The sequence below is a fragment of the Streptococcus suis genome (genome assembly GCF_019856455.1).
Taxonomy (GTDB): Bacteria; Bacillota; Bacilli; order Lactobacillales; family Streptococcaceae; genus Streptococcus; species Streptococcus suis_AE.
In genome coordinates this window covers 661,092-672,987 of the sequence record NZ_CP082205.1, presented here as the reverse complement: position 1 = coordinate 672,987, position 11,896 = coordinate 661,092, and the positions used below count along the sequence as shown (strand labels likewise).

Below are 11,896 nucleotides of genomic sequence, written 5' to 3'. Positions count from 1 at the left end.
GACTTATTCAAAAAATAACAAAAAAGACCAGGATTTCTCCCAGTCCTAGCGACTATTGATCGCCTTCATGGCCCGTTTGATGTCACGGTCTTGCTCACGGCGTTTAATTGACTCTCGCTTGTCGTAGTCGTGCTTCCCTTTGGCAAGCCCAATCAAGACCTTGGCAAAGCCGTCCTTGATATAGACCTTGAGGGGCACCAAAGTCATCCCTGTTCCCTTGACCTCATTGCCCAGAGATTCAATCTGCTTCTTCCGCAAGAGCAGCTTGCGGGTCCGCGTTGGCTCCTGGTTCCAGATATTGCCCTCATCGTAGGGAGCGATATGGACATTGACCAGCCAAGCCTCGCCCTGCTTGATCTGGGCAAAGCCGTCCTTGAGGTTAATCCGCCCCGCACGAATAGACTTAATCTCCGTCCCCGTCAGGACCATCCCCGCCTCCACTGTATCGACAATGGTATAGTCGTGGCGGGCTTTTTTATTCTGTGCAATCACATTGCCTTCACCCTTGGCCATGCCTATCTCCTTTTCTTCTTGTTCTTTTTAGCCACTTCTTTGTAAAATGGTTTCTTTTTCTTGTCTTTTTTCCCACTTTTTGACTTGTGGTCTTTTCCAGACTTGTGACGTTTGCTGTCGCGACCAGCAGCTTCTTGTTTGTGGTGCTTGCCCCGTCCTCGCCCTGACCGATCATCACGGTCACGGTTGGAGTGACTAGCCGTTCTCCGCTTGGCTTTCAAAGCTTTTTCGACAATATCCAGCTCGGACGGAACGTGGGCAAAATCAATCTCCCCTGTCATCTTGTCCGCCCGCGTTAGCTTGATACGAATTGGCTGACCGACACGGAAGACCCGACCGGATTTCTCACCCTGCAAGGTCAGAGTCCGCTCGTGGAACTGGTAGTATTCGTTGAGGTTGGTGATATGGATCAGACCTTCAACAGTGTTTGGCAACTCGACAAAAAGACCAAACTTGACTACGCTAGACACCACGCCGTCAAGCTCTTGCCCGACAAATTCTTGCATAAACTCTGCCTTCTTCATGGCTTCGACTTCCCGCTCTGCCTCAATGGCACGGCGTTCTAAACTGGACGAAGACTTGGCAAGCTCAGGAATAACCTGCTCAAAATGCTCTGCTTTTTCCGCAGGATTATGACCATAGTCCCGCACCATGCGGTGAACCAGCAAGTCGGGATAACGGCGGATAGGGCTGGTGAAGTGGGTGTAGAACTCGGCACCCAGACCGTAGTGGCCGTGGTTGTGCTCCGAGTAGCGTGCCTGCTGCATGGAACGGAGTAACATCATGTTGAGGACATCCGCATAGGGTTCATCCTTGACCCGCTCCATGAGGTCCTGCAGGGCGTCCTGGCTGATAGAGCTGGCCGTTCCATAGACGGTCAGGCCAAAGCTGGTCGCATAGTCGATGAACTTCTGCAGCTTGTCTGACTTGGGCTCCTCGTGGATCCGATAGATGAAAGGTAGGTCCATCTTGGCAAAATGCTCGGCAACGCACTCATTGGCAGCCAGCATGAAGGACTCAATCAACCGCTCGGCAATGCCCCGCTGACGCAGCTGAATATCGACTGGCAGACCATCCTTGTTGACGATGATTTTGGCTTCTGTCGTGTCAAAGTTGAGAGCCCCACGCTTGTACCGCATAGCTTCAAGGGTTTCATGGAGTTTGACCATGAGCTCAACACTTGGCACGATAGCCTTGTATTTGTCCAGCTTTTCTTTGTTGCCCGCAATCATATCATTGACATCGGAATAGGTCATACGGAAGGTCGTTTTAATAACTGTCTGGCCAATCCAGTGCTTGACTACCTTGCCCTTGCGATCAATTTCCATAATGGCTGACTGGGTTAGACGGTCCACATTTGGATTGAGGGAACAAATGCCGTTTGACAGGCGTTCTGGCAACATTGGCACCACTCGGTCGGTCACATAGACAGAGGTCCCACGCTTGACAGCTTCCTGGTCCAAGGCAGATCCTTCCGTCACATAGTAGCTGACATCGGCGATATGGACACCCAGCTCCAGATTGCCGTTCTTGAGTTGCTTGATATGGACCGCATCGTCCAAGTCCTTGGCATCCGCACCATCTATGGTGAAGATGATTTCATCCCGCAGGTCCAAACGTCCTGCAAAGTCCTGTTCAGACGGACTTTCTGGTACCCGATTGGCCTCCGCCAAGACTTCATCAGGGAACTCCGACACGATATCCATGGATTCCAAGACTTCCAAGACATCGATGCCCACATCGTCCTTATGGCCCACCACATCCCGAATGGTCGCAACAAAGTGGTCCCGTTTCTTGTTTGGATAAGCCTCGATATCAACTTTTAGGATTTCCGTTCCGGTCAATACCAAAGGTGACTTCTTGATGTAAATCTTCTGAGCGATTTTCTGGTTTTTAGACTTGATATAGCCTGCATACTCAGGCTTATCTTCGTCAAAAACAATCAAGCCCACCGCTGTTTTCAGGCTATGTTCCAAAATATCAATGACTTCCGCTTCCGCAGCCGTCCCCTTGAGCCTGTCCGCCACTTTCTTGATAGCCACTTCCACTCGGTCGCCCTCAATAGCAAAGTTGACATCGTCACGGCTGACAAAGAGGTCATCTTCCTCCTCGTCAATGGTCACAAAGCCAAAACCTGACTTGTGGGCACGAAAAATACCCTGTAAGGTCACTTTGTTCTTGGAGATTTTTGGAGCAGGAAGAGTAATCCGCCCAGCATTGTCAAAGACAAGTTGACGGCTACCTTCCATGCTAGAAACCAGCTTGACCAAGTCTGTAAAACTCTTAGCAGAGCTAACTCCAAGTTGGTCTGCCAGCTGGTCCATGGTCACAGGACCAACTTCTTTAATATAATTTATAATATCGTTTTTCATGTTGTATTTACCAGAGTGCTAGTTAAGAATCTAGCACTATTTCTCTTTCAGTCCTTTAGTTTATCTTTTATTACTGCGACGTACGAGAAAACTCCGTTTCCCTATTTCCAACTTCAAATAATTTCATCATTATTTGAACTCGCTTTGTCGCACTTCAGTACAGTCTGCAGCTCGTTGCCTAGTACTAAAAGCAAACTAAAAGACTGTATTTTGCGTTAATATCCAGACGCAGTGGTTGATTGCTCCAACAATCTGGGGGAGTGAAACAGTTCGGGGAACTGTTTCAGCCCGAGCCTAGATATAAAGAAGCGAGGAAAAAGAGGTGGGAGATAGGATTTGCAAAGCAAATCTCAATAGTTCGCGAATAACGCTCCGAACCATACCTATTCAACTTGTGCAGGGATAGGCAGACGAACTCCTTTACATTTGTCGAGTTCTGGCCCACTCCCAAAAAAATAGACCAAGAACAAGTCCCAGTCTGATTTATCTATTTACTTGAAATGATAACAAGTGCTAGCGCATCCAACATCCATAGGAAAATCAGAATAGCCGTAATACGTTGCATCACCGCTTCAAAACCACGGGCCTTTGTACGTTCAAATAAGGCTCCACTAGAAGAGTCAAAGACGTTGCCAGACTGGTTTTTAGCCGGTTGAATAAAAATCACTACAATCAAAATAACAGATAAAATCAACAGAATTGCTAATAATGCTTGATACATATTTTTTTCACTTTCTACAATAACTTATGACATTATACCATAAAACCTACTTAGTTTCAAGGTGGAGGGTTACTTTTCTCTCTTTTGGGCAATATTTAAGGACTTCAATCTTATCTGGATGAGTCTTGGCGTTTTTGCTAGTCAAGTAGTTCTTACTACCACATTCTGAACATTGTAAATTGATTTTAACTCTCACTAAACATCCCTTACTTTCAAATAGTTTCTAAAATTGGTCAAAGACCAGATAAGGTTAAAGAGGACAAGTCCGCTCGACAGATAGAAAACCCAGTCATAACCCATGTGAGCAGCTACCGCAGACCCCATCATGGGACCAACAACAGAACCTAGATTATTAAAGAGTTGGTTGTAGGAAAATATCCTTGAAATCCCTTCTTTGGGGGTCAACTTGGTCAAAAGAGAATTGACCGAAGGCAACAGTGCTCCTGTCCCAAAACCATACATGAATCGCAACAAACCAAGCTGGAAAGGATTTTCTGCAAAAACACAGAAAACATTAATCAACAGACTGTAAGTCAAAGCAATTAATAGGAGGCGATGATTGCCAATACGGTCACCAATTTTCCCTAAATAACCTGATGTCACTAGCGATGCCATACCAGGCAAGGAAATGATAAAACCAGCAACAAATAACAGATTATCTGTCTGTCCCAAATGCCGCACATAGAGGGTCAATATAGGAACGACAGCCTGAGCAGCTGCAATAATAATCATAGAAGTCACAAAAAGCCCAACCAGCATCTGCCGATCTTTGACCTGAGCAAAGACCTCCTTGACCGACATGGCTTCGCCTCTCTTGACAGGAATAAAATCTTCACGAATATAGAATACGGTCAGTAACACAACGATAGCATAAAGAAGTCCCACCAGCAAAAATACCATATGTACGCCAAACATCTCTGCTAAGATACCACCCAGGGTCGGACCAATCAAATTACCCGCTACCGCACCTGTTGATAAGGTACCCAGAGCATACCCCGTCTTATCCTTTGGAACCTGACTGGCAATCAAGGCAGTCGCATTGGGAATGTACCCTGTAAATACCCCGTTTAGGACACGTAAGGCAAGCAACCAAAAAACATTTGGTACAAAGGCCATACCACCCATAGTAAAAATCATCGCAAAAGCTGCCCGCACCATCATAGGCTTGCGACCGTAACGGTCCGCCAAACTCCCCCAGATAGGAGCCATAACTGCCGCTGCAAAGGCATTGGCCGACACTGCCAGCCCTGCATAGTATTCCACCTGTCCAGGTCCCACTCCCAACTCTTCTACAAAGACCGAGATAAAGGGCATAACCAAGGTAAAACTCGTCCCTGTTAGGAAATTTCCCAACCAAGCCACCTTCAAATTCTGCTTCCAATAACTACTACCGTCGTCCATCCTTTAATTCCTCCAAAAGTTGCGCAACCTGTGCTAAGGTCGCCTCAACCGCTCCGCTATTGTCAATCACCACCTGGGCTTGCGACCGTTTTTCCTCTAAAGAAAGCTGAGCAGCCAGACGATTTTCCGCATCTTGAACAGCTAAGCCATTACGTTTCATAAGCCGTTCCAACTGCTGCGCTCTATCGACATAAACCAGCCAGACTTCATCTACTTCCCCGCTATAATCTGCCTCGTAAAGCAAAGGAATATCCATAAAAATTACATCCTCAGTCTGCTTGAGAGCATCCCTTCTTGCCAGCAATTCATGTCTGATAATTTGGTCCTGCAGGTCAGACAGGCGAGCCCGCAGATTGCTATCCGCAAAAACAGCCTGACCCAGTTTGAACCTATCTAAATTTCCATCATCTGATAGGATGTCTTGACCAAATTCTTTCAGCAAAATCTGATAGAGCTTGCCACCTTTGGCCTGCAATTCATGCACGACCGCATCCGCATCGATGACTGAATAGCCCTGTTCTCGTAAAAAAGCTGTGACCGTTGATTTTCCAGAGGCGATTCCGCCTGTTAAACCGATAATTTTAACCATGTTTCACCTGACACGTGGGACAGAAATGCGTCCCTCGACCGCCCAGCTGGATTTTGACAATCTCCGTCTGGCAACGGAGACAGGCCTGCCCTGTCTTTCCGTAAACTTGTAAATAATCCTGCATGGTCCCATCCATGCCCAAGGCATTTTTATAGGTCCGAATGGTTGAACCACCTTTTTCGATACCCAGTTGCAGAACTTCTATGGTAGCTTGGCGAAGGCTAGTTACCTGCTCTGCCGACAGCTGATTACTTGCTTGAGCAGGATGAACTTGTGCTCTAAACAGAACCTCATCTACATAGATATTGCCCAAACCAGCCACCAAAGACTGGTCCAAAAGATGCGACTTAATGGGCTTTCTCGACTTAGCTAACTTGAGTGCAAATTCTTCTAAGTCAAAATCTTCCTCCGTCGGCTCAGGACCAACTTTTCGACTGATAAAATAGGCATCCACATCTGCCTTGCCCAGCAGTTCCATTGTGCCAAACTTGCGGACATCCTGATAAACCAAGGTCGAGCCATCTGAAAAAGTAAAAAAGGCATGGAAATGCTTGTTGGCAGGCACCTGGTCAGGAAAGAAATTATACTTACCTTCCATCCGCAAGTGGGAAATGAGGACATGGTCCGTCAGGTAAATCAAGAGATACTTGCCACGACGGTCCACATCTAAAATCTCCTGACCAAGCAAGTCCTGACAGAAGGCATCCACACCAGTCTTAATCATGGGAGCATAGGTCACCTTGACCTTTTCGATGACCTTTCCCTTGACCAACCGATTTAAACCACGACGAACCGTCTCAACTTCAGGCAATTCGGGCATACTAAGATACTAAGCCGTTAAGCGACTCAAAGAAAAATAGAAACCTGACCGACGGTGCTTCGACACCTAGGTCACGGTTGTCTTTTTTCAAAGAGTCGTAGGCGTGTTCAATTACAACACCTAATCGGCTTTCCTTTCTAAATATAGTAAAATTAGGAGAGCGACGCTATGTGACTTGCACATAAGGAGCTCTATCTATTTTCCGAGCTTTTAGCTCGGGTTCAAGTACGCAAACACTCGTCCTTTCTAATGAAATTACAATGTCAAAGAAAAATAGGAACCTGACCGACGGTGCATCGGCACCTAGTCACGGTTATCTTTTTTCACGGAGTCGTAGGCGAGTTCAAGACAACGCCTAATCGGCTTTCCTTTCTTAACTAAATGTGTGTTAGACATAATTTTATTCACTATTCAAATTTCGAACATAGTGAACTGTTCGGCTAACTTCTCGGAAGCCATGCTTGATATGAAACTTCTGACTAAGTAGGTTATCTAATTCCGCATCAGACCCCAGTTGGCCTATACCACGGCTTTTAGCCCAACCTTCTGCAAAATGCAACAGTTCTTCCGCAATCCCTTGACTACGGTAATTCGGACTAATAAAAATTCCTTCTAAATAGGCCACTGGACTCGTCTGACAGCCTTCTACATAGTCATGACGGAGCGACAAACTAATCCACGCTATCGGCTCCTCACTTTGAGAATAGTACAAAAACTCAAAAGGAAACTCATTATTTGAAAATTTCTCTATCAAAACTTGCTCACTTGTCTGCCAAACCTGACTTGCAAAGAGAGTCCAAGTAGGAAGAGTCTGTTCATTAACTGCTCTAATCGTCATAATATCTCACCGTAACGACGGAAAACACCACAAAAGTGGTGCTTCACGCTTGAAATTAATTCATTTCTATTCTGGCGAGACAAGTCACACCAGGCTACCTCGCCCTCTGGTTTTCAAGCTCGGTTTTTCAAATGGTCACTTTAACATTTCTAAGTGACCAGCTGAAACAGTCTATTCCTAGACTGTTTCACTCCCCCAGAATTGCTTAGGCGACTTACTAGTTTCTCACATCATTATGGTCGAATGATGTGAGAAACGTCGAACACGTCCTCTGGACCGCTTCGCTCTATTGTTTTTAATACTCTTTCTCATTATAACCAAAATCGGCGAGGTCTAGTTTTTTGTCACGCCAGTTTTTCTTGACTTTGACCCAGGTTTCGAGGAAGACTTTGTCGCCTAGCATCAGTTCAATATCACGACGGGCCATGGAGCCGATTTTTTTTAGCATGGCTCCTTGCTTGCCTATGATGATGCCTTTCTGGCTATCACGCTCCACCATAATCGTCGCTCGGATATGGACCTTGTCGGTAAATTCATCGCGTTTCATAGATTCAATGACAACGGCAACAGAGTGCGGAATTTCCTCACGAGTCAGGTGTAGAACCTTCTCCCGAATCATCTCAGATACCAAGAAACGTTCTGGGTGGTCAGTGATTTGGTCCGCTGGAAAATATTGGAAACCTTCGTCTAGGTTTTCCTTGAGAATTTCCATGAGTCGGTTGACATTGTTCCCTTGGGTAGCAGAAATTGGCACAATTTCCTTGAAGTCCATCTGTTGCCGGAAATCATCAATCTGTTCCAAAAGCTGGTCTGGATGAACCTTGTCAATCTTGTTAACCACTAAAATGACTGGAACCTTGGCCTGTTTAAGGCGTTCCATAATCATGTCGTCTCCCTTGCCTCGTTTTTCATCGGCTGGCACCATAAAAAGGACCGTATCCACTTCACGAAGGGTGCTATAGGCAGATTCCACCATAAAGTCACCCAAGGCTGTCTTAGGCTTGTGGATTCCTGGTGTGTCAATGAAGACAATCTGCTCTTCTTCTGTCGTATAAATGCCCATAATCTTGTTACGGGTTGTTTGAGCCTTGTCACTCATGATGGCAATTTTTTGCCCCATTACATAGTTGAGAAAGGTTGATTTCCCAACGTTTGGACGACCTAAAATCGCCACAAAACCTGACTTAAATGTCATGTATTCTCCTTATATTCTAAAAAATAAAGTCCCAAATTTTCGGCACAAAGATAATCAATCCTGTCAACAAGGCAAATCCTGACACAAACAAGACTGCCCCTGCTGCCATATCTTTTGCATTCTTTGCCAACATAGAAAAATGATAGTCTGACGCCAAATCCACCACATTCTCAATAGCCGAATTCACAATTTCAAAAGCGATAACTAGACTAATACTGAGCAAGAGGAAGAGCCATTCTGTCACAGATACTTGGAAAATAAGTCCCGCAAGCATAACAAGGACAGCTGAAGCCAGGTGCTTCTTCATATTGCGTTCTTCCTTGAAAGCCGTAAACAAACCTGTTACTGCAAATTCTAGACTAGCAATCAATTCTCGGTTTTTCCAGCGATTTTTTGAATTATTCTCTTGTAAGTCCATAGGCCGTCAAAATTTCTTCTTGTAAACCAAACATTTCTGTTTCTTCTTCTGGCGTATAATGATCATAGCCATTGATATGCAGAAAACCGTGTACAGCTAAAAAGCCCATTTCACGCTCGTAGCTATGACCATAATCTTCAGCTTGCTCACGCGCCTTATCGATAGAAATATACAATTCACCAATATAGGCATCGAAATCTTCCATCATCTCAGCCAATTCAGGATTGTCCAGTAAGTCCTTCTCATCAAAGACAATCTCCGACTCTGGCTTATATTCTAAACTGACAACATCTGTCGGACGGTCAATTCCTCGGTACTCCAAGTTAACCTCATGGACACGCTTATTGTCCACAAAGGTCACAGCCATTTCCTTATTCTGCTTGCCAATTTTTTCGGCAGCAAACTGGAGCAATTCCGTAATCTGCTCCTGCATTTGAGCAGAAACCTGCCCTGTCTCATCTATCATTTCAATATACATAATATTACGTTCCTTTTACAGTTCCATTATAACACAAAACCTATCAATGAGGAGTTTTAAGTGGTATAATATCCTCAGAAGCTATCAGAGGAGTGGAAAATGTTACAAACACCGAAACACATCACTGCCATCATTGAGTCTCATCTGGATCAGATGACTAGACTTGAAAAGCAGATTGCCAGTTATTTTACTCAGTTAGACCCATCTAGCACCGATCTTAGCCAAGAAAACACTATACAGCAACTCCACATTTCTCCATCTGCTCTTACCCGTTTTGCCAAAAAATGTGGATTTTCTGGTTACAGGGAATTTGTTTTCGCTTTTCAAAATAACCAAGAATACTTGGATAAACATTTTGAAAAATTACAGCGGAGCCTAACAAAAAAAGTCTTGGTAGACTATGAAGAAATCCTAACTGCTACCAATAAACTCGTTGATGAAGAAAAATTGGAAGAAATTGCCAAACTCATCGACAGTAGCAAGCGTGTCTATTTTTATGGAATCGGCAGTTCTGGTTTGGTTGCAATGGAAATCAAATCCCGCTTTATGCGACTGGGTGTTGTCTGTGATGCAATTACTGATAAAAACAATCTTATTTGGACAACCAATATCCTAGATCAGACCTGCTTGGTTATCGGCCTTTCTTTGTCTGGTCAGACAGAAGAGGTCATGGAGCATCTCCAGCTGGCTGCTCAAAAGGGGATTCCTACCGCCCTGTTAACAACTAAGAGTTTTCCCCATCCGACTTTTGACCAAATCATTCCAGTCGCCTCTGTCCGCCACCTCAATTACGGCAATCGTATCTCACCCCAAATTCCCCTGCTCATCATGCTAGATATTATCTACGCCTATTTTTTGGCTATTGACAAGGAGAAAAAAGAGAATATTTTCAAGCAAACTATTAGAGAATAATTCATCCGTCTTTCTATTTCACAACAATCTTAATAAAACAAAAAGCATTCAAAAATACCCGACAGGTACAGTTTGAATGCTTTTAATTCGCTTAAATATAACTTTATTCTTCCAGACCAAGAATTTGATTGATTTCTTGGCTATACAGAATAGCCTTACCTCCGAAAATAGCCTGTATTCCTCCTTTTACATCCAAAACAGCCGTCGCACCTATAGACTGAATAACTCCCTTATCCACAAGACCACTATTTCTGAGCGATACTCTTAATCGAGTCGCACAGGCAGTTACATTCTCAATATTATCTGCACCACCAAGAGCATCGATGATAGCAATTGCATTATCACGAAGACTAGAACCGTTTGATAAAACTTTTTCAGAATGTGATGCTTGATCACTACTTTCCATACCAGGAACTAGCACGTGAAATTTGGTTACTAAAAATTTGAAAACTAGATAATAAACTGCTGCCCAAAGCAAGCCAATAGGAATCACGTAAATCCAATTGGTTTTGTCATTTCCTTGGAAAACACCAAAAATCAAGTAATCAATAAGCCCACCAGAAAATGAGTTCCCAATACGAATTTGCAGGAGATCTGCGACTAAGAATGATAGTCCATCTAAAAATGCGTGAACAACATATAGCCATGGAGCAACAAACAAGAAAGAAAATTCAATTGGTTCAGTAATTCCTGTCAAGAGGGAAGTTAATGCACTACTTGAATAAAAACTGCCAACCTTCTTACGATTTTCCTTAGGAATTGCGTGATACATAGCCAAACAAGATGCTGGTAGACCAAAAATCATCGTTGCAAATCGACCAGCAAAAAATCGAGTTCCATGAGTAAATAAGCCTGTGTGATTCGCATCTGCTAATTGAGCAAAGAAAATATTTTGCGCACCTTGGATTGTCTCACCTGCTACCACTTCACTTCCACCTAATGAGGTATACCAAAACATTGGATAGATGGTATGGTGCAAGCCAAATGCACCTGTCAAACGTAATCCAAAACCATATAAGAAGGTTCCAAAACTTCCCATCTCTGCGATTGCCTTACCAAAATCAACTAATAAATTCTGAATCGGTGGCCAAATTATATAAAAAATGGAGCCAATCGCAATTGCTGCAAATGATGAAATAATTGGAATAAAGCGAGAGCCTCCAAAGAAACCAAGAAAGGTTGGTAATTCAATTTTTCGATATTTATTGTGTAAAGTTGCAACAGCGATACCAATCGCTAAAGCGCCCAAAACTCCAGTATCAATGCTTGCTTCCTTATCTGCAAAAAGAGTTAAAAATCCACTAATAGTAGCCGTATAAACCAAGTATGCAACTCCAGCAGATAGGCCAGCAGTCCCCTTATCAGCATCTGCCAAACCTACAGCAACACCAATTGCAAAAATCAATGCTAAATTCGCAAATACAGCACTACCTGCCGTACTCATGATAGTGAATACAGCTTGCAACCACGCTTGATCCAATACAGGAAATTGTGCTACAGCATTACTATTTGATAAGGCGCCTCCAATTCCCAGTAAGAGACCAGCAACAGGCAAAATTGAGATTGGCAGCATAAAGGCCTGCCCTAGCTGAGAAAACTTCTTAAAATTCATACTCCATTCCTTTCTATAACCTATTTA

13 protein-coding genes are annotated in these 11,896 nt (G+C 44.0%); 1 reads left to right on the top strand and 12 read right to left on the bottom strand.

Going from position 1 to position 11,896, the window contains the following annotated elements:
- Positions 1 to 45: 45 nt before the first annotated feature.
- From smpB to ybeY, 11 genes are all read right to left on the bottom strand, one after another.
- Positions 46 to 513, bottom strand: coding sequence for an SsrA-binding protein SmpB (smpB, locus tag K6969_RS03430; RefSeq protein ID WP_171942998.1), 468 nt, complete (start codon positions 511 to 513; stop codon positions 46 to 48).
- Between the two features lie 2 nt (positions 514 to 515).
- Positions 516 to 2,885: a ribonuclease R gene (rnr, locus tag K6969_RS03425; protein WP_029174205.1), complete on the bottom strand. Its 2,370-nt coding sequence runs from the start codon at positions 2,883 to 2,885 to the stop codon at positions 516 to 518.
- A gap of 487 nt (positions 2,886 to 3,372) precedes the next feature.
- Entirely contained in the window at positions 3,373 to 3,606 is a 234-nt protein-coding gene (secG, locus tag K6969_RS03420; protein WP_321537466.1) for a preprotein translocase subunit SecG, read from the bottom strand.
- Between the two features lie 46 nt (positions 3,607 to 3,652).
- Complete coding sequence (gene rpmG / locus K6969_RS03415) at positions 3,653 to 3,802, bottom strand: 50S ribosomal protein L33 (protein ID WP_012775228.1); 150 nt, start codon at positions 3,800 to 3,802, stop codon at positions 3,653 to 3,655.
- Entirely contained in the window at positions 3,802 to 5,007 is a 1,206-nt protein-coding gene (locus K6969_RS03410) for a multidrug efflux MFS transporter (RefSeq protein WP_099809126.1), read from the bottom strand. The genes rpmG and K6969_RS03410 overlap by 1 nt, the downstream gene beginning before the upstream one ends.
- A complete protein-coding gene (gene coaE / locus K6969_RS03405) occupies positions 4,994 to 5,596 on the bottom strand; it encodes a dephospho-CoA kinase (RefSeq protein ID WP_171942999.1) in 603 nt (200 codons plus the stop codon). The genes K6969_RS03410 and coaE overlap by 14 nt, the downstream gene beginning before the upstream one ends.
- Complete coding sequence (gene mutM / locus K6969_RS03400) at positions 5,589 to 6,416, bottom strand: DNA-formamidopyrimidine glycosylase (protein WP_171943000.1); 828 nt, start codon at positions 6,414 to 6,416, stop codon at positions 5,589 to 5,591. The genes coaE and mutM overlap by 8 nt, the downstream gene beginning before the upstream one ends.
- Positions 6,417 to 6,816: 400 nt before the next feature.
- Positions 6,817 to 7,254 carry a GNAT family N-acetyltransferase gene (locus K6969_RS03395; RefSeq protein WP_029174201.1) on the bottom strand — a complete coding sequence of 146 codons (438 nt, stop codon included), beginning with the start codon at positions 7,252 to 7,254 and terminating at the stop codon, positions 6,817 to 6,819.
- Between the two features lie 295 nt (positions 7,255 to 7,549).
- Positions 7,550 to 8,449, bottom strand: coding sequence for a GTPase Era (gene era / locus K6969_RS03390; protein ID WP_002935752.1), 900 nt, complete (start codon positions 8,447 to 8,449; stop codon positions 7,550 to 7,552).
- 16 nt (positions 8,450 to 8,465) lie between these two features.
- Positions 8,466 to 8,867 carry a diacylglycerol kinase family protein gene (locus tag K6969_RS03385; RefSeq protein WP_024394437.1) on the bottom strand — a complete coding sequence of 134 codons (402 nt, stop codon included), beginning with the start codon at positions 8,865 to 8,867 and terminating at the stop codon, positions 8,466 to 8,468.
- Positions 8,848 to 9,345, bottom strand: coding sequence for an rRNA maturation RNase YbeY (gene ybeY / locus K6969_RS03380; RefSeq protein WP_024394438.1), 498 nt, complete (start codon positions 9,343 to 9,345; stop codon positions 8,848 to 8,850). Before ybeY ends, K6969_RS03385 begins: the two co-directional genes overlap by 20 nt.
- 99 nt (positions 9,346 to 9,444) lie before the next feature.
- Here ybeY and K6969_RS03375 point away from each other — a divergent pair, with 99 nt between their 5' ends.
- Entirely contained in the window at positions 9,445 to 10,257 is an 813-nt protein-coding gene (locus K6969_RS03375) for a MurR/RpiR family transcriptional regulator (RefSeq protein WP_024380556.1), read from the top strand.
- Positions 10,258 to 10,360: 103 nt separating this feature from the next.
- Here K6969_RS03375 and K6969_RS03370 read toward each other — a convergent pair whose 3' ends face one another.
- Complete coding sequence (locus K6969_RS03370) at positions 10,361 to 11,869, bottom strand: PTS transporter subunit EIIC (protein ID WP_029174200.1); 1,509 nt, start codon at positions 11,867 to 11,869, stop codon at positions 10,361 to 10,363.
- Positions 11,870 to 11,896 lie beyond the last annotated feature (27 nt).